This window comes from Maribacter halichondriae, from assembly GCF_027474825.1.
Taxonomy (GTDB): Bacteria; Bacteroidota; Bacteroidia; order Flavobacteriales; family Flavobacteriaceae; genus Meishania; species Meishania halichondriae.
The window spans coordinates 4,009,485-4,028,201 of sequence record NZ_CP107030.1 but is presented as its reverse complement, the minus strand read 5'-3'; the positions used below and the strand labels follow the sequence as shown (position 1 = coordinate 4,028,201).

The 18,717-nt window shown below is 41.7% G+C and carries 19 protein-coding genes; 8 read left to right on the top strand and 11 right to left on the bottom strand.

Features of this window, described 5'->3' with window-relative positions; translation table 11 throughout:
• A complete protein-coding gene (locus N8A86_RS18855) occupies positions 1-372 on the bottom strand; it encodes a response regulator transcription factor (protein WP_273566781.1) in 372 nt (123 codons plus the stop codon).
• Positions 373-380: 8 nt separating this feature from the next.
• Positions 381-1,379, bottom strand: a complete 999-nt coding sequence (locus tag N8A86_RS18850) for a response regulator (protein WP_273566780.1) — start codon at positions 1,377-1,379, stop codon at positions 381-383.
• A 198-nt stretch (positions 1,380-1,577) separates the two neighbouring features.
• On the opposite strand from N8A86_RS18850, the gene N8A86_RS18845 reads away from it, so the two are divergent.
• Complete coding sequence (locus N8A86_RS18845; RefSeq protein WP_273566779.1) at positions 1,578-2,867, top strand: dipeptidase; 1,290 nt, start codon at positions 1,578-1,580, stop codon at positions 2,865-2,867.
• A gap of 21 nt (positions 2,868-2,888) precedes the next feature.
• On the opposite strand, the gene N8A86_RS18840 is transcribed toward N8A86_RS18845, so the two are convergent.
• Genes N8A86_RS18840 through N8A86_RS18830 form a run of 3 tightly spaced genes read right to left on the bottom strand, consistent with a single transcriptional unit; the run spans position 2,889 to position 5,576 of the window.
• Positions 2,889-3,284 carry an acyl-CoA thioesterase gene (locus tag N8A86_RS18840; RefSeq protein WP_273566778.1) on the bottom strand — a complete coding sequence of 132 codons (396 nt, stop codon included), beginning with the start codon at positions 3,282-3,284 and terminating at the stop codon, positions 2,889-2,891.
• 43 nt (positions 3,285-3,327) lie between these two features.
• A complete protein-coding gene (locus N8A86_RS18835; RefSeq protein ID WP_273566777.1) occupies positions 3,328-4,224 on the bottom strand; it encodes a DUF72 domain-containing protein in 897 nt (298 codons plus the stop codon).
• Positions 4,221-5,576, bottom strand: coding sequence for an NAD-dependent succinate-semialdehyde dehydrogenase (locus N8A86_RS18830; RefSeq protein ID WP_273566776.1), 1,356 nt, complete (start codon positions 5,574-5,576; stop codon positions 4,221-4,223). Before N8A86_RS18830 ends, N8A86_RS18835 begins: the two co-directional genes overlap by 4 nt.
• A gap of 163 nt (positions 5,577-5,739) precedes the next feature.
• Between N8A86_RS18830 and N8A86_RS18825 the strand changes: the two genes are divergently transcribed.
• Positions 5,740-6,147, top strand: coding sequence for a glyoxalase (locus tag N8A86_RS18825; RefSeq protein WP_273566775.1), 408 nt, complete (start codon positions 5,740-5,742; stop codon positions 6,145-6,147).
• On the opposite strand, the gene N8A86_RS18820 is transcribed toward N8A86_RS18825, so the two are convergent.
• Positions 6,139-6,819, bottom strand: a complete 681-nt coding sequence (locus N8A86_RS18820; RefSeq protein ID WP_273566774.1) for a DUF2461 domain-containing protein — start codon at positions 6,817-6,819, stop codon at positions 6,139-6,141. The two genes, N8A86_RS18825 and N8A86_RS18820, sit on opposite strands and share 9 nt — an antisense overlap.
• A 94-nt stretch (positions 6,820-6,913) precedes the next feature.
• Here N8A86_RS18820 and epsC point away from each other — a divergent pair, with 94 nt between their 5' ends.
• Complete coding sequence (gene epsC, locus N8A86_RS18815) at positions 6,914-7,705, top strand: serine O-acetyltransferase EpsC (RefSeq protein WP_273566773.1); 792 nt, start codon at positions 6,914-6,916, stop codon at positions 7,703-7,705.
• Positions 7,698-8,582: a cysteine synthase CysM gene (gene cysM / locus N8A86_RS18810; protein WP_273566772.1), complete on the top strand. Its 885-nt coding sequence runs from the start codon at positions 7,698-7,700 to the stop codon at positions 8,580-8,582. Before epsC ends, cysM begins: the two co-directional genes overlap by 8 nt.
• A 35-nt stretch (positions 8,583-8,617) precedes the next feature.
• Here the strand turns inward: cysM and corA are convergent, their stop codons facing one another.
• Together corA and truA are read right to left on the bottom strand one after the other, a co-directional pair.
• Positions 8,618-9,709 (bottom strand): magnesium/cobalt transporter CorA, encoded by a 1,092-nt coding sequence (gene corA, locus N8A86_RS18805; RefSeq protein ID WP_273566771.1) that lies wholly within the window; start codon positions 9,707-9,709, stop codon positions 8,618-8,620.
• Between the two features lie 47 nt (positions 9,710-9,756).
• Positions 9,757-10,542 (bottom strand): tRNA pseudouridine(38-40) synthase TruA, encoded by a 786-nt coding sequence (gene truA, locus N8A86_RS18800; RefSeq protein ID WP_273566770.1) that lies wholly within the window; start codon positions 10,540-10,542, stop codon positions 9,757-9,759.
• A gap of 140 nt (positions 10,543-10,682) precedes the next feature.
• Between truA and N8A86_RS18795 the strand changes: the two genes are divergently transcribed.
• Positions 10,683-11,120 (top strand): hypothetical protein, encoded by a 438-nt coding sequence (locus tag N8A86_RS18795; protein WP_273566769.1) that lies wholly within the window; start codon positions 10,683-10,685, stop codon positions 11,118-11,120.
• Positions 11,121-11,318: 198 nt separating this feature from the next.
• On the top strand, positions 11,319-11,801 hold the full coding sequence (locus tag N8A86_RS18790; protein WP_273566768.1) for a hypothetical protein: 483 nt from the start codon (positions 11,319-11,321) through the stop codon (positions 11,799-11,801).
• A gap of 80 nt (positions 11,802-11,881) precedes the next feature.
• Here the strand turns inward: N8A86_RS18790 and N8A86_RS18785 are convergent, their stop codons facing one another.
• Positions 11,882-13,312 (bottom strand): spondin domain-containing protein, encoded by a 1,431-nt coding sequence (locus tag N8A86_RS18785; protein ID WP_273566767.1) that lies wholly within the window; start codon positions 13,310-13,312, stop codon positions 11,882-11,884.
• A 243-nt stretch (positions 13,313-13,555) separates the two neighbouring features.
• On the opposite strand from N8A86_RS18785, the gene N8A86_RS18780 reads away from it, so the two are divergent.
• On the top strand, positions 13,556-14,254 hold the full coding sequence (locus N8A86_RS18780) for a response regulator transcription factor (RefSeq protein ID WP_273566766.1): 699 nt from the start codon (positions 13,556-13,558) through the stop codon (positions 14,252-14,254).
• Positions 14,251-15,744 (top strand): sensor histidine kinase, encoded by a 1,494-nt coding sequence (locus N8A86_RS18775; RefSeq protein ID WP_273566765.1) that lies wholly within the window; start codon positions 14,251-14,253, stop codon positions 15,742-15,744. Before N8A86_RS18780 ends, N8A86_RS18775 begins: the two co-directional genes overlap by 4 nt.
• 90 nt (positions 15,745-15,834) lie before the next feature.
• Here N8A86_RS18775 and N8A86_RS18770 read toward each other — a convergent pair whose 3' ends face one another.
• Together N8A86_RS18770 and N8A86_RS18765 are read right to left on the bottom strand one after the other, a co-directional pair.
• Positions 15,835-17,307 carry a MoxR family ATPase gene (locus N8A86_RS18770; protein ID WP_273566764.1) on the bottom strand — a complete coding sequence of 491 codons (1,473 nt, stop codon included), beginning with the start codon at positions 17,305-17,307 and terminating at the stop codon, positions 15,835-15,837.
• Between the two features lie 161 nt (positions 17,308-17,468).
• Positions 17,469-18,635: a vWA domain-containing protein gene (locus tag N8A86_RS18765; protein ID WP_273566763.1), complete on the bottom strand. Its 1,167-nt coding sequence runs from the start codon at positions 18,633-18,635 to the stop codon at positions 17,469-17,471.
• Between the last annotated feature and the right edge of the window lie 82 nt (positions 18,636-18,717).

Here is an 18,717-nt window from a genome sequence, read left to right as displayed (position 1 = left end):
TCACTTTTTACTAAGTTCTCTATTGACCCGAACCATCAGCTCGGCGGGACTCACGGGTTTGGCGATAAAATCATTGGCCCCCAGTTCAAAGGCGTTCAAAACATTTTCTTCGTTACCTGCCGAAGAAATAATAATAATCGGAACCTCGGAGTTCATCTCTTTCCTTACAAAATCTATAAGCTCCATACCAGAAAAATAAGGCATCATGATATCGGTAACGATAATATCAGGGCAATCTTGACCCAGATATTCCTTGACCTCTTTGCCATCACGACAAACAATGACCTGGTACCCTTCCTTTTCAAGACGGTAATTCAATAAGGCGGACAACAGTTCGTCATCTTCCGCCAGTAATAATTTTTTCTTCATCATCCTTTTCTTTAATCATTCAATAACTCTGAAAGACCCGAGTCAATAGTTTTCTCAACGACCTGATATTCATCTATGAACCTTTGTTTTAAATCTGCAAGACGTTCGAGGTCCTTGCCGGATAAACAAACCTCATAGAACTCAAAAATTATGCTCTGTAGGCTATGCGCATTGATCATGGCCAATCCGTTTTTTAGTTTGTGGGCCTCAAATTTCAGTTGTTCAAAGTTTTTGTCTTGTAGATATATTTTGGTGGCTCCGATAAATTCCCATACGTTTAATTTGAATAGTCTAATGAGCTCGTTCAATAGTTCTATATCGCCCATGCAATCATCCAACAATTGTCTGAAATCTACTTTTGAATTTTTATATTGATTAGTAGTGTTTGTGAATTCATTCGAAGTAAATGGAGCAAAACCGAATATGTGACCTATTTTCTCTAGAAGTTGGTCGATTTTGTAAGGCTTTAGAATGAAATCGTTAATACCATGCTTGACACAAAGTGCCTCATCATTTTCGCTAAAATCAGCGGATATGGCAATGATGGGTACATTTCGCACCTCTTCAAGATTATGCTTTCTAATCAGATCCGTAGCTTCAAAGCCTGTCATACCGGGCATCCGTAAATCCATTATAACTAAATCAATTTTGTTTTTTTCGAGAATTTCAACGCCATGATGGGCATTTTCGATCATGTGTATTTCACAATCGAACATTTTAAACTGTTGACGGATCAGGTGTCGGTTCAGAGGGTCATCCTCAAAGACTAACACGGACTTGCCTTCCAAAAGATTCAAATTACCCTTCTCGGCAATATCCTCTGATTCAACTGATTTGTTTTGGGCGGAATAGGTAGGCTTTCCAAAAATCATGGTCTCTAGATCATCCTTGAAAACTTGATAGGACTTCTTAAGAAGAGCCGCATCTTCAACTCTCAATTCTTCATACGAAAAATCTGTCAATAATGACTCCAATACGGATAGTTTAGAAAGTAGGTCCTTCGATTTCAATTGGGGAAACGATTTGGGTTAGAGAAGGTTTTTAAATTCTTACAAATTTGCCTTCAGAAAATGTATTTTTTTTCTTAACATTTTTCATGTTATACCTGTAAAACTCAGGAATTCAAGTTGTTTGTACAATTAAATGTTACCTAAGCTTCCATTTATGTTGTCAAAATGCTTTATTTGTATGTTTAATTTCCTACACGTATGAGACATTCTTTAATTTTTACATTTATTTTGGTCATGGTATCCTGTTCAGAAACACAGAAGAAGACTGAAGAAAGCCTTGAAGAAAAGGCCATGAGGATTCACGAAAAAGTGATTACCATTGACACCCATGATGATATCAATATCAAGAATTTTACGGATAGTATTAACTATACCCAACGTCTTGAAACGCAGGTAAACTTGCCAAAGATGAAAGAAGGCGGATTAGATGTCGCCTGGTTCATTGTCTACACCGGTCAAGATACCTTAACAAACGAAGGATACGCAAAGGCCGAGGCCAATGCAATTTCCAAATTCGAGGCCATTCACCGACTTTGTGAAGCTATCGCACCGGACCAAATCGAAATGGCGTTGACCTCGGCAGATGTACGCAGAATAGATAAGGCTGGAAAGAAAGTGGTCATGATCGGTGTTGAAAATGCCTATCCCATTGGTGAAAATCTTGCCAATTTTGAAAAATATCACAAACTCGGCGCACGATATGTGTCATTGGCTCACAACGGCCACAGTCAATTTTCGGATTCGAATACGGGAGAAGCCGATAGTATATGGTTACATAATGGTTTAAGTGAATTGGGTAAAAATTCTGTAGTAGAGATGAATAGATTGGGTATTATGATTGATGTGTCGCATCCTTCCAAAGCAGCGATGTTACAGATGATCGAACTTTCAAAAGCCCCGATTATCGCTTCTCACTCATCGGCGAGGGCATTATGTGACCATAGTCGAAACCTCGATGATGAGCAGTTGAAGTTGATGAAAGAGAACGGTGGTGTGGTACAGACCGTTGCCTTTGGAGCCTATCTTAACACCAAAAAGAATGATGCCAGAGCTGCATATATGAAAGAAATCAACAAGGAAGTCGCTGACTCATTGGGTGTTGAATGGTTCGAGTTCAAAGATTTTCCGACACTAACAGATGCACAGAAGGAGAATTTGATGGAGAATTACCCCAAGGTCACCACCATCGCAAAACAAGTCGTCTTAAAGAAATCTGATGCCCCGCCAGCTGTTGACGTGTCCGACTTTGTAGACCATATTGATTATATGGTCGATTTGATTGGTATTGACCATGTAGGCATTAGTTCTGATTTTGATGGCGGAGGCGGTATTGAAGGATGGTCGGACGCTTCTGAAACTTTCAATGTGACCCTTGAGTTAGTGAAACGGAGTTATTCTGAAGAGGATATTGCGAAACTTTGGGGCGAAAATTTGTTGCGAGTGTTGGACGAGGTCCAAGCCGCGGCTTCTGAAATGCAGCAAGGTTAAGAGACTGTTTTGAAATAGTCTCTAGGTTTTCGAGGCCAGGCGATCTTTAACAAATTCCACTTTGGTCTTTCCATGCGGTAAGGGCTTGCCGTTCTCATCTAGATTGACCATGATGATATTGTCGACCGTCACAATGGTTTCATGGGTCATTTTATTTCGAACTTCGCAATTCAAGGTCAACGATGATTTTCCGAATTTCACGACTTCGATTCCGATTTCAATAACATCGCCTTGATTTGCAGTGCTCATAAAGTTGATTTCCGACATGTATTTGGTGACCACTCTTTTATTCTCCAATTGAATGATACTGTACAAGGCGGCCTCCTCATCTACCCATGCAAGTACTCGGCCACCGAAAAGGGTCTCGTTGGCATTTAAATCTTCAGGTTTTACCCATTTTCTTGTGTGAAATCTCATAACACATATTTTGATTAAGGCAAAATTAGGGAAGAATCTGTCGTTAGAACAGTTTTAAATCCGAACCTCCCAAAGTTTTAGGAATATGCAAATTACACCCCAATTTCTCGTTCAATTTCGGAATAAAGTATGCGGAAAGTAGCGGAGATGCCAACTCCATATTTTGATGCACGAAAAAATGGATGTTCTTCAGTCCTTTTTGCTTCCAGTCCGCCAATTTTTCTACCCATTCATCCAAACGTGAATAATCGCTTTCGTGATTCGCACCTACGTAGCGAATAAATGCCTCGTTATTGGTCAGGCGCATATGCATTAAATCGCGTCTACCTGCGGTGTCGACCAATATATTGGCGATATCGTTCTCCTCTAACAAATGATACAGTTCTTGGGAAATTTTTTCGTCATTGAACCAGTCTGTGTGCCGAAATTCCATGGCCAGAGAAAACTCCTTAGGCCAATTTTCAACAAAACGCACTACCCTATCCCAATCTTTGGGACTAAAGTTATTGTGCATCTGTAAAAAGATGGTGCCTAATTTAGTATCCAAATTTGAGGTTACGTTCAAATATTCCTCCAAAATGTGATAGGCTTGGTCGTTCAATCTGCGTAAATGACTGACGTTTTGAACGATTTTTGGAAAAAACTTGAAATTTTCAGGAGTCTTGCCATTCCAGTTCACATAGGTTTCCGCCGGAAATATGCGATAAAAAGTAGCATTCAATTCGATACAGTTGAATTGCGTTGAATAATAGGCCAATTCGTCCTTAGTGCCGCGCGGGTAGAAATTCTTAAGGTCTTGCCGGTTCCATTTCGCGCAACCGACATAGACGTTCAAAGGGTTATCGCCTTTGTATTTTGACAAGAGTACAGGAGTGTCCGGATGGTCTTTCGGAATCGAAAAATCAATCAATTCAGGATTATCTACTTTTCCAAATTTCATTTTTTGATATAAACGGTTTTCTTATTTACAAATTCCCTGATGCCGTGCGCCGAGAGTTCCCTGCCATATCCGGAAATCTTTACGCCCCCGAAAGGAAGCCGTGGGTCGCTTTTAACAAGTTCGTTGACAAATACAGCGCCCTCGTTAAATTCAGGAACCAGTCTTTCGGCTTTTTCGAGGTCCGAAGTGAAAATGGAAACACCCAAACCAAAATCGGAGGCATTGCACAAATCAACGGCATCGGGTTCACTTTCAAAAATAGTGATTCCGATAGCAGGGCCAAAGGTTTCTTCGTTGAAAATGGGCATTTCCTTTGAAACATTGACCAAGATGGTCGGTTCGAAATAAGTTCCTTTTCGTTTTCCGCCCAAAATGATTTCCGCTCCCATTGCAACGGACTTCTCTACCTGTTTTTCCAAATCTTCGGCCAAATCTTCACGGGCCAATACTCCGATATAGGTTTCTTTGTCCATTGGGTCGCCGCTTTTTAATTCTTGGACGGCTTCCTTGAATTTTTTAGTGAATTCAATGGCTATATCTTGTTGAATCAGAAGTCGTTTACCTGCGATACAACTTTGACCTGTATTTTGAAAGCGTGCCTGTACACAGGTCTCGACGGCCTTATCCAAATCGGCATTGTCGAATATAATCAGCGCATTGCTTCCACCGAGTTCCAATACGGTTTTCTTTATCTCGTTTCCGGCAATGGAGGCAACCGATGATCCTGCCGGTTTGCTGCCCGTAAGGGTAACTGCCTTTACTATATCATTTTCAATTATGGACTTTATGGTATCGCTTCCTACAAGTAAGTTCTGAAAACAGCCTTTGGGAAATCCCGCTTCTATAAAAGTCGCTTCTATTAATTGGGCGGATTTCATCACGTTCGAGGCATGTTTGAGGAGTCCTACATTCCCAGCCATTAAATTTGGGGCGGCAAAACGGAATACTTGCCAAAACGGATAGTTCCATGGCATTACGGCCAATATCGCTCCTAAAGGTTCATAGCGGACATAACTCTTATGCGCATCGGTTTCGATGACTTCATCTTCTAACTGTTTCTTTGCATTTTCAGCATAATACTCACAGACCCAAGCACATTTTTCGATTTCTGCAATCGATTGTGAGATAGGCTTTCCCATTTCCTTGGTAATGGTTTCGGCATATTGATTTTTATGGTCTCTCAATACCTTGGCAGCATTCAATAGCAATTCGGACCGATGTTCAAAAGTGGTATTTCTCCAAGAATCAAAGATTTGACTTGAAGTTTCAATAATATCATTCAATTCCTTTCTGTTCAACGTTTTGAACTTGAACAATACTTTTCCATTATATGGATTTACCGAAGTTTTCATATCTTTTTTTATGCTTAAAAATACGCATATTAACGGGATAGAAAGGACTTGATTGGTTGAAAAAGTAACGATGATACCTGTTGTTTATAACCTCGTTAAAAACTATGCAAAGACAATCCATAGTCGTTTGAAATATGGGGTACTTTTATAAAAACTCCCAATCATGCCAGAAAGATCCCAAAATCTTCTCAAGATCCGTCCTCAGATTAAAACAGCTTCCATTTCCGAATACACCGGTTCCGAAGAGCAGTTCCAAAATCTGACCTTACGGCCAGTTCTTAAACTCCAAAACGACTTGCTCATTGGTGTTTTCAAAAATTATATTCGAAAGCACAAGAACCGTTTTCACGAACTATCCCTTGAAAACCAATTGGAATACATTGAAAACTCGATACAGAAGGACATCAAACTTCGCAATTCGCTGAAAGGGATGATTATAGGCCAGTTTACCGTTGAAGAATATGGCCTTTACATCCAGAATTCTTCGTCACTGAACAAACGAATGATGAATATGGTCATTATGAGGTTCAAAGACCAAATACAGCTTTTCGAAGAGCCAGTGCTAGTTTAGCAAAGAGATTCCGTTCAAATCGGTGGTAAGTATCTCGCTCATCAAATCGAAATAAGGCCTTACCGCTTTGAATGATTCGACTATGGTATTACCAAAGTCTTTGTCAAGAACCTCTTCATCTTTAAACTTACGCACAAAAATGAACTGTTTTTTCTTGATCAGGTCAATATTTTGATGCTCCTTATCGAAGCCTTTGGGCGCCGTTTTTACCTCATCACCCACCAAATCGCCCCATATTTTTTTGAACGATTTTTCGTTGATGACTTTTCGAAATTCTGTCGCATCGAGTTCCAGCTCCTTTCTGATACGGAGCAAATCTTCTTTATTGGGTTCCCAAAAACCCATAGCGATAAAGCTGTCCCCGGGTTTAAGATGCATATAGTATCCGCCTCGCAAACGAGCCCCGGCCCTTGAAAATGAGCCGGCAAGATGGGTTTTGTATGGGGTCTTGTCATTCGAAAAGCGAACATCCCTGTAAATACGGAACATTTTCATTTTCTCAATCTCATCGTTGGCTTTCAAACCCTCCATTACGGATATAAAAAACCGTTTCACATCCGCTTCATGCCCCTTAAATTCTTTTTTATGTTCTTCGAACCACTCTCGGGCATTGTTCTTCTCCAATTTTTTTAAAAATTGGAATGTTTCTTTGGTAATTACAGGATGTAACATGCGACCTATATCTTGTGATTTTAAGCTAAAGTTAACCATTTGACCTAAACTCCGCTCGGATTTATGGTTAATTTTGAATATCAAATTCCAAAAAATGAACCGTACATCCCTGGTAGAAAAAATCAAGGCCCATAAGAAGCAACCGAATTTGCGATTTGCCCTAAAAAAGAAGGTAGAATCATTTACGGATAGGCTTTTCTATACCTTGTTCGATATCGATACCCCGGTCGAAGATAATCTTACCGCCTTAGAAAAGGAATTCGAAATTCTTGTTGAAATGGCGTGCTGGAACGTGGAAAGTCCATGCGAAAAATTATGGGAAACCTATGTAGCCGAATTACCGTCCATCTTGGAAAGCCTGAATTTGGATGCGGAAGCCATCGTGAGCTGCGACCCGGCGTCGCTGTCGATAGAGGAAGTTTACATGGCCTATCCAGGATTTTACGCCATAGCCATTTATCGCTTGGCCCATGAGCTATATGAAAAGGGATTCCCGCTCGTACCAAGATTGATGACCGAATATGCGCACCGGCAGACGGGAGTGGATATCAATCCCGGGGCCCAAATAGGAAAATCGTTCTTTATCGATCATGCAACGGGTGTCGTCATAGGCGAAACCGCGGTCATAAAAGATAACGTCAAAATCTATCAGGGCGTTACTCTCGGAGCCCTCTATGTCGCCAAAAATTTGCAAAAGACCAAGCGACATCCCACCATCGAAAACAATGTAACCATCTATGCGAATGCCACAATTTTAGGAGGAAACACAGTTATCGGAGAGAATAGTGTCATAGGAGGAAATGCGTGGCTAACTGCCTCCGTTCCTGCAAATTCAACGGTTTTCCATACGCCTGAAATCAAAATAAAGACCTTGCCCAATGCCTAAATCAATATTGGATCTTATCGGAAACACCCCCTTGGTGGAATCAAGAACGCTCAACCAAAACAAGAACGTAAAACTGTTTTTTAAACTTGAAGGACATAACCCTGGAGGAAGTGTAAAAGACCGCGCAGCTTATAATATGTTGAAAAGTGGACTGGAGCGAGGAGATTTGGACCGAAACTCCAAACTTATCGAAGCCACTAGTGGCAATACCGGAATTGCCTTGGCTATGATAGCCAGTATTTATGGACTTACCATGGAATTGGTCATGCCCGAAAACGCGACCAAAGAACGGGTACAGACCATGCGCGCTTTTGGAGCGAAGGTAACATTGACCTCATCGGACGTAGGAATCGAAGGCGCAAGGGACTACGCCGAATCAAAAGTCAAAAACGACGGATTCATTATGATCAATCAATTTGCCAATGATGATAATTGGAAGGCGCACTACAACACAACGGGTCCAGAAATTTGGAAGGATACCGAAGGTGAGATTACTCATTTCGTATCTTCCATGGGAACTACAGGGACGATTATGGGCACCTCGACCTTTTTGAAAGAAAAGAACCCCGATGTTCAAATCGTAGGAGTTCAGCCTACGGATGGGTCCAGTATTCCCGGTATTCGAAAATGGCCCGAAGCGTATTTACCCAAGATATTCAATCCAAATAAAGTCGACTCGATTTTAGAAGTGAGCCAAGAACAGGCTGCGGATATGGCCCGAAAATTGGCAATGGAAGAAGGCATATTTTCAGGAATGAGCAGTGGTGGGGCCGTAACCGCTGCATTGCGATTGGCCGACACTCTTGAAAGTGGCACTATTGTCTGCATTATATGTGATCGTGGGGACCGATACCTATCTTCGGATTTATTCGGCTAGCCGAAATCAAGATATAGTTGCATATCCCCTGTCTTCTACAACCAGTTTTTTCTTTTGAAGTAGATCAACATTCCTATAAAAAGTACAATCATTACACCCCACACCATAAAATATCCATATTCCCAATGCAGTTCGGGCATATGGTCAAAATTCATTCCATAAATTCCCGCAATGAAGGTCAGGGGGATAAAGATTGAGGCCATTATGGTCAGTACTTTCATTACCTCGTTCATCTTATTGCTCATGTTGCTCATGTACATTTCCATAAGGCTCATTGATATTTCGCGGTAAATCTGAAGACTTTCGTTGATTTCGATACAATGATCTTGTGCATCCCGCAAAAACATTTTGGTGTCTTTTGATATCAATTGATTTTCTGAATCGATTAACCTTCCAATCAATTCCTTTACGGGGAAAATCCAACGCCTGACTTTTAAGACTTCTTTTTTAAGGTCCTGAATATCGTGTGCGACCTCCGGATTGGGATTCGAATAAACTTGTTCCTCTAAAAGCTCAATCTTATGATTGAGGTACTCCAGCACAACAAAGTAATTATCAATAATGGCATCTAAAAGGGCGAAAAACAGATAGTCGGGTCCCTTACTACGAATTCTTCCATATTTGTTTACCACACGATCTCTGACCCCATCAAAAACATCTTCTTCGATCTCTTGAAACATTAAAACACAGTTGTCGAGCAAAACAATAGCTACGTGTTCGCCGACCAATTGATCGGCGTCATTGACATATAGCATTTTGAATACACCAAAAATATAAGCGTCGTACTCATCGATTTTCGGTCGCTGTTGGGTGTTCACGATATCCTCAAGAACCAAAGAGTTCAAACCAAAGTAATGGCCTACTTTTTCAATAAAATTTTCATCGTTCAAACCGACGATATTCACCCAAGAGGTTGTTGGCGAATCTTTATGCGCAACGATTTGCTCTATGTTGCCCGGTTTATGAAGTGTGCTGAATTCACTGTTGAATTCCAGAATGGCCACTTCGCTAGAAAGATTCTCCCTGTGGCCCATGTAGGTGATGGTGCCAGGGGCCTTTCCGAGTTTGTTGCGCCTTTTTGAAGTCTTTCGGTTCGTAGTTTTGGTTCCTGCTTTTCTTTTGGCCATGTTGGGTTCTTTCTATAAATATACTACAAAGTTATAAGGCATATGGGTTATTTAAAGTCCAGTCGATGTAACAATAGTCCCGAAGCCGGAGCTATATATTCCAACTTCATACTTAAATCGGGAATCAAAGAACGCCGTATATCTTCAATGGAAAGTATTCCTTTGCCCAATTGTATGAGCGCACCCATCATCATTCGAACTTGATAGCGCATAAAGCCTTCACCTTCTATTACAAAAGCATAGGTCAGTTCAGGAAAAAAACTGGCAGAAATAAAATCATTATTACATATTTTGCATGAATGAATGGTTCTGATAACCTTTATATGCTCTTGAATGCTTGCCGTATACAATGAAAAATCATGGGTTCCTACAAACATTTTTGCCGCCTCAGTCATAAGTTCTATGTCGAGATTATCCAAAATATTCGCCAAGAACGGTGCACAGAACGGATGATTCTTTTGTCCGAAGGAAAAGAGATATACATATTGCTTGCTTTTACTATCGTGAATGATATTAAAGCTTTCATCGACCTGATACATTTTAATTACTTTAATGTCTGGAGGCAAATTTGCATTGAAAATTGCCGTAAAACTCACATCGTCTTCTATGGGTTGACCCTCCAAGAACAGTTCAAAGGCCGCTTGTAATGCTGAAACTTTGGCATCGGTTCGGCCCGCACCTAAAATTTTGAACTTACGGCCGGGAAGAATAAATGTAAGGGTTTTGACGAGCATACCCTCAATGGTCTTCTGACCGGGTTGCTGCTGCCATCCACTATATCTGAATCCTAAAAATTGTATTTGAAATACATAGTGATGCCGTTCTTGCTTCATTTTCCGACTTTAGTTCAAAAATACCACAAATCGTCAAACGTGATGTGTTCACAAGACTCGATTCATTAAAATGAAACGTTCGGTTTTGTCAATCAATATTTTTTGTAATTTACGGTCATAACCAACTAAATCAATACGTTATGAACGATAGATCAGCCTTAAAACCACCGACCTGGTTTTGGATTGTTGCCGCCCTGGCACTTCTTTGGAACCTCATGGGCGTCGGCGCCTATTTATTCGAAGCCTTTATGTCAGATGAAATGATGGCCGCAATGCCCGAGGCCCAGCGCGAATTGTATGAAACACGACCCTCTTGGGTAACCGCTGCATATGCCATAGCGGTGTGGTTCGGTGCTTTGGGATGCATTGGCCTGCTTATTAGAAAAAAATGGGCGACATCACTTCTTGTCCTTTCGCTATTGGGTGTTTTGGCCCAAAACGTTTACTCCTTCTTTATGAGTAACGTGATGGAGGTAAGTGGTTCTGGAGGAATGATTTTTGCAGTATTCATAATTATCATTTCCATAGCTTTGGTGTTTTTTTCCCGTCATGCCGCCAGTAAGCAATGGCTTACTTAGAGGTAGTTTTTAACGGTATTTTCTTTGGATAAATACTATTTTCGAATTCGTTAAAATGGGCATAAGGCTTTGTTTCACAACATTTTCAAGCAGATACCCAACATTAGGTGCGCTTCATCGATATTTTTAAAATAAACCAATTAGCGGGGCGTTCTAATTTTGAACTAGGGTTCCCCAAATCCCTGAAACCTACTTACTATGAACTTTGTTACACAATTACTCCCTTGGAAACGCAACCTACTGGTGTCCATAGGCGTATTGGTTTTGTTGATTATATTTAGCTTTTACGGGCTTTATACCAATAAATTCTATTTCTTCAAATTTGACAATTACATATTTCCTTTTCTCACCGTTGTACATTTTGCATTTCTATACGTGTTATGGTTCAAGATAAAGGAAGGAGAAATTGCAGACCCACAAATGCGAAATCTAGAATATGCGCTTTATGTGATTTTTTTGGTTTACGTTTTTCAGGTTTTCGATTCTATTTATGTGTTGACCACGTACTCCGAATATGAGAATCATGTAATACCCAGTACATTTATGCCCTTAGGTATTTTAATTTTAGTACTACATCTGTTACTTCTCGGCCTCACTTTGTTGGCCTTTAAATATCGCAAAGACCTCGTAGGAGGTTACGATTTTGACGATATGAACCAACATATCGATTCTTGGGAATAAAAAAGTATTCGTTATACATGAAAAAGACCTCGGCACGTTGTCGAGGTCTTTTTGTTTGAATCCAACAACAAACTAACTTCTTAATTTGGCTCGACAGAAACTCTCACAATGTTATAGCCACCTCTTGGGTCGGCATACCCAGCAACCCCAGTAGCCGAATTGATCGATCCCTTTCCGAATTGTAGATCATTGATTTCCATAACACGACGAATTAGATTGTTGTCATCGGCAGCGCCAGTATTCGGACCTGACTGAAAAGGAGCCTGGTCAGGACCAAAACCTACAGGTTGGTCGATTTCGGTTCCTGCATCATACAGGTAGGTCTTTTCGGTAGCGCCATAACCACTTACGGGCGTTCCGTCATCGGCAAACAGATCAAATCCGCTATTATTATGCGCCAAGAACCAATCATTGCTAAAAACGAACATGGTGTTATAACCCAATTTATAACCCTCGGGAACCTCAAGCGTAAACGTAAGGCTTCCGCCCGGGCCAATGGGCATCACTTCATTGCTCTTAGCGGCAGGAAGCATTAGATCATTGGTGATGTAATCGAACATCGCGCCATTATTTCCATCCTCCGCAATTTCCTCGATACCACTGCCTGTCACCATAGGTTCTCCTTGCATGAACACTGGATCACTTTCAGAATCAAAAGCATATACCACACCTGGGGCGAAAACTGTGAATGATGAGGAAAGACGAAGCGGTGCGCCATCAGAACCGGTTTCAGTGAACCAACCATGAAGATCGGACGGGTTACCCTGAACCGCTATTTTAGCAAGGCCCAATCCCCGGTCAGCTTCATCTTTGGTAAATAGCGCGTTGTCTTGAGCATGCAAGACCACTAACCCAGGTGAAAGCATTACAGGGTTTGTTTCTGCATTTACCCCTCTCAGGTTTTCTATCTTCAAGGTAAAATATCGCGTGGTGTCGTCATAACCCAAATATACTTTGATGGCATCGGTCACATCGGTTTCAACAATACGAACCGTGTTGTCATCATCCGGTGCTCCTGCCGTTGCCCCTCCGGCAACCGAGGTTATAGTAGCGGGGTCTTCCTCCTCGGTACCCGAATCCCATAGATAGATTTTGTCCGTAATATCTCCTGTAGCGGGAGAACCTTCTTCAAACAGGGAAAGTCCGCCATCTGCCGGTGCATAGAACCAGTCATTGGATATTACCTGCATTGTAGCGAAGCTTAACTTCGTACCGGGAACCGCTTTAAAATTGATTTCGTAGAAACATCCAGCATCGGGAATCGGACCTGGTTCGGTAGCCGCACTGTGCGTATTGAATACAATGGAGTTTAGATAATTTACCGTATTCATGATGGTAATGTTGAAGGTAGTATTTACTTTCTCCATTTCTTCATTTGGTTCGACCGACTCCTCTTGTTGCGCCTCTTGCGGCAATTCGGCAACTAGAGTTTGTTGGTCGTCATCACAGGAAGTTAGGCCCAACAATAGGGCTAGGGTTAAAAATCCTAATTTGTTTTTTACTTTTTTCATCTTACTTGTTTTTAGATTATTTAACAAACTAAGCCCTACTACATAACAAGCGGGTCACGAAACCTTAAACATTTTGGGACTTTCTGTAAGGATTTTGTGAACTTTTCGGCTATACCATAGCCGTTATGCATTTAGAAAACACCGTTACGGGGCCATTGGCGGATGAATCGAACATTTTGTCGGCATTTCAGTAGCTTGTGATAACTGTGTGATACTTTTTAACTTCTTTCGTACCAACTAATTATGAAGAACATACTCATCATCGAAGATGACCCGGAAATCATCAAGTTGCTGGAAATTCATCTCACCGACCTCATATATACAACCGCCAAGGCCATGAACGGAGAACTTGGTCTTGAAATGGCATTGAAGAATGACTATGACCTTATTCTTTTAGACCTTACCCTACCTGAAATGGATGGTGTGGAGGTATGCAAAAAACTGCGGGCCAAGAAAAATACCCCCATCATAATGCTGACGGCAAAATCCGAAGAAATAGATCGGGTATTGGGGCTCGAAATAGGAGCCGACGATTATATCACCAAACCGTTCAGCATTCGCGAATTACTTGCTAGGATCAAAGCCGTAATGCGGAGAACAGGCATTAAAACGTCGGAACAGAAAGATTCTTCGACCATTAACGCAGAAGGCTTGCATATCGATGTCGACAAGCGCAAGGTGCTACTGGAAGAAAAAAAGGTAGAACTATCCCCAAAAGAATTCGAGCTTTTGGTTTTGATGGCTTCCAATCCAGGTAGAAACTATACGCGCACCGAATTGCTGAATATGATCTGGGGCTATAATTTCGAGGGTTATGAGCATACGGTCAACTCCCACATCAATAGATTACGCGCAAAGATAGAATCCGATATGGCCAACCCAAATTACATTTTGACCACTTGGGGCGTGGGATATAAGTTTAATGAAGACATTGCCATATGAGCCGAGCTGAAAAAACACTTACTCCGAAACTGGTAAAGAAGCTCTGGGCGGCTTTTATCATACTGGTCTTTCTTATGGGAGCATCGTATATGCTCATTACCAGTTACTTCGCGAACAAACATCATCAGGAGACCGCACAACGTTTGGATGCCGATGTGGCCAATCACGTTATAGCGGAAAAATTCCAAAATGCATCGCCATTCTTGGAAGATGGAAGTGTCAACAAAGAACTGTTCGGTGATTTGATGCACGACATGATGGCGGTAAATCAGGGTATCGAGGTTTATTTACTGGATAATAATGGAGCGATCTTATATTCTGTCGTGCTTGACCCGAATGATAAGGATGCGACCAAAAGCGTATCCTTGGAACCCATCAACGCCTTCATCGAAAATAAAGGGGAAACTTTTGTTCTTGGTGATGACCCACGGAATCCCGAAGAACAGAAAATTTTCTCCGCTGCTCCATATTCGGTTGATGGGCATAATGGTTTTGTCTATATTATTCTCGCCGGAAAGAAATTTCAGGAAGTCAGTAAAACCCTGATGGGTCAATATTTTGCTAAGCTCGGTTTAGGGGCAACCTTGCTTACCACACTTTTTTCAGCCCTAATCGGATTGTTGGCCATTTGGTTCTTGACCAAGAACTTGAGATTGATTACCGGTACGGTACGTAAGTTTCAGGAAGGTGATCTTGATGTACGTATCGAAAATCCGGAAAAATCGGATATCGGCGTTTTTGCGCAATCGTTTAACGAAATGGCCGATACCATTGTGGGGAATATGGATAAAATGAAATCTGTTGATTCCCTCAGACGTGAATTGATCGCCAATGTTTCACATGACCTACGGACGCCGCTGGCCATTCTGAAAGGATATGTGGAAACATTACAAATGAAAAAGGACACGCTTTCGGAAAGTGAAAAAGAGGAATACCTGCAGATTACGCACGATAACATCGATAAACTATCCAAGTTGATCGATCAACTTTTCGAATATTCAAAATTGGAAGCCGAACAAGTCACACCGGTAAAAGAACCTTTTTCAATAACCGAACTTTCTCATGACCTCGTTGCTAAATTCAAGGTTTTGGCGGACAAGAAGCAAATCGAGCTTCAAATGGAAAACCCCAAAGAGAACAGTATGGTGTTCGCTGATGTAAGTCTAGTGGAGTGCGCGCTACAGAACCTAATCGAGAACGCCATAAAATATACCCAGCCAAAAGGTAAGGTTACACTTTCTATACGACGAAAGGATAAGAATGTTGAAATCAATATTACGGATACAGGTACTGGCATACCCGTAAACGAACAACCGTTTATTTTCGACCGCTACAAACAGGTTAATAAAAGCACTAAAAAACAAGGCTACGGATTGGGCCTTGCGATAGTCAAAAAAATCATGGAATTGCACGATACGACGATTACCGTATTGAGCAAACCCAAAGAAGGAAGTTCTTTTATTTTCAATTTACCTGCTTATCAGGTATAGGAGGGAATAATTGCTATGAAAGAGAAACCCCGACATGATGTCGGGGTTTCTTGTTTTTAATTTTTATGTATTAAGGTTTATCAACTTAACTCACAACCCACTAATAAAACTTCCGTAAAGATCTTTGAACTGATACCCTTCCGAGAAGCGATGTTTACTCAATTTTTTGTGGGACACCAATCCCCAAAGCAATAATTCTTTCAAGAAATAAACATCTTCTTTAGGGAAATCGGGCTGGTATTCCTTTGCCATGCGATTCAATTCGGGAATGCTGTCGAGCGTTCTTTTGTACTCATCATCCGTGAAATCATCCAACAATTCAAAACCTTCACTTTGTTGGAAGAACCATGACAACAAATCATCATAAGGGGTTTCCTCGTCTTTTTTCTCCAACTTATTTATTTTCGGAAAATATTCGGGAAACAAAGATTTCACCGCATCATCAATCAATATTTCTGCCACGGCATCGGCTCCCTCCTGTTCTCCCTCGTACACCAGTTCGATTTTTCCAGTGATTGCAGGAATCACGCCCAAGAAATCGCTCAACCGAACGGACGTTGAATCCGCTCCGGCAAGTAAAGCTCTACGTTCCGCTGTACTTAATAAATTTTCAAAACCCGTGATGCTTGTCCGGGCACTTACGCCACTCTTGGCATCTACATATTCACTGTTCCTAGCTTCGAAACTAATTTGTTCCAATAAATCTTTGGCAATGTCGGGCACATAAACCGCATCGCTCTGCCGCTTATCAAGATTCGATTCTTGCTCGGTGATTTTTCGCGCTGTTTCGATATCATCGGGATAATGGGTTAAAATCTGTGAACCTATCCTATCTTTCAGCGGAGTAACAATACTTCCCCGATTCGTGTAATCTTCCGGGTTGGCGGTAAACACGAATTGCAAATCCAAAGGAAGTCGCAACTTGAACCCACGGATTTGTATATCGCCTTCTTCTAAGATGTTAAATAAGGACACTTGAATTCTTGCTTGAAGGTCGGGAAGTTCGTTGATTACGAAAATACAACGGTTCGCTCTGGGAATCATTCCAAAGTGGATGACGCGGTCATCAGCATATGATAATTTTAGGTTTGCTGCTTTTATGGGATCAACATCCCCAATCAAATCGGCTACGGTCACATCGGGAGTGGCCAATTTTTCATAAAACCGATCGCTACGGTGCAACCAAGAAATGGGTGTATGATCTCCTTTTTCTTTAATCAATTCTATGGCATATCTTGACATCGGTTTCAACGGATCATCGTTGATCTCGGAACCTTCTACAATGGGAATCCACTCATCCAACAGATTGACCATCAATCGGGCCAAGCGAGTCTTGGCTTGGCCGCGTAGTCCGAGTAAATTGATATTGTGACGCGAGAGTATGGCCCGCTCCAATTCAGGGATTACCGAATTCTCATACCCATGGACCCCAGCAAAGGTTTCTTCGCCATTCTTGATTTTCTCTCGCAAATTATTGCGCAATTCATCTTTGATGCTTTTGGTCTGATAACCCGCTTTTTTCAATTCCCCTAAATAGGAGATTTCTTTGTGGTTCAATTTCATATAATTTTCTCTCTTTTTACTTAGCAAATATTGTTAGTGGTATGAATGTCTTTCAAATCCGAGAAAAACATCCCCAAGCCCCCTTCAAAGGTGGAATACCTTAATTCAACTTTTAAGCTTTTTACTTTCTACTTCGTACCTCGTACTTCCAACCTTATGCCTTATTTCAACCTTTTCCTTCGATTGTTCTCATAATCTTCAAAAATCATTTCGCCCAATCCTTTTAGACCTGTAAAAAACGCCTTGCCCTTGTTGGCTTCGGTAAAGTGCCGGATGAACTGCATCAAATACGGATCTTGCGCGATCATAAAGGTCGTTATGGGAATGTGCAACTTTCGCGCCTGACGGGCCATGTTGTAACACTTCTCGACGATATAATCGTCCAATCCTACGCTGTTCTTATAATACGTACCATCGGGAAGCCTAAGGCAGCTTGGCTTTCCGTCGGTGATCATAAAAATCTGCTTGTTGGTATTTCGCTTTCTGCGAAGCATGTCCATCGCCAGTTGCAATCCGGCCACGGTATTGGTGTGGTACGGACCGACTTTTAAATAGGGCAAATCCTTTATGGGAATGGGCCAAGCATCGTTACCGAATACCAGAATATCCAACGTGTCCTTTGGGTAGCGGGTAGTAATCAGTTCCGCCAAGGCCATAGCTACTTTTTTTGCGGGCGTGATGCGATCTTCGCCATACAAGATCATACTATGGCTGATATCGATCATCAGCACCGTACTCATTTGGGCCTTGTGGTGGGTTTCTTCGACGACAAGGTCGTCTTCGTTCAATGAAAACGTGCCGAGCCCATGATTGACCTGCGCATTTTTCAAACTCTCGGTCATGGAAATCTGCTCCAACGAATCCCCGAAACGGTATTCCCTAAAATCGCCGGTATGCTCATCGCCACGCCCGGCGGATTTGCTACGGTGGTTTCCGTTACCGCTTTTCTTTAATTTTCCAAAAATCTGGTCCAACGCCCGTTGTCGGATTAGACGTTCCATCTTGGCGGTAATGGAAATTTTCCCTCCCTTACCGTCGCTTTCCTCGCCCGCTTCACCTTCTTCTCCCATTTCTCCGCCACCATCCTCGAATTCCTCTTGAATATAGCCTTTGGCCTTTAAATCCTCGATAAAATCATCGATGGTATAATTCTCGTCTGTAAGTTCGTATTCCCTGTCCAATTCGCGCAACCAATCGATGGCCTCATCGAAGTCCCCGGAGGTATGCGTAATCAGTTCTTGAAAAATATCGAAAAGTTTGTCAAAGGGAGTTAGGTCCGGCGCCTCGTACGGGGTAAACCGAAACCCTTTTCTTGTCATCATAGCCATACCGTAAAAATACGCCTTTTGGCAAAAAGGGACTTTGGTTTTAGGTAAAACTTAACGTACACTAAATACGAGGCACGCGATT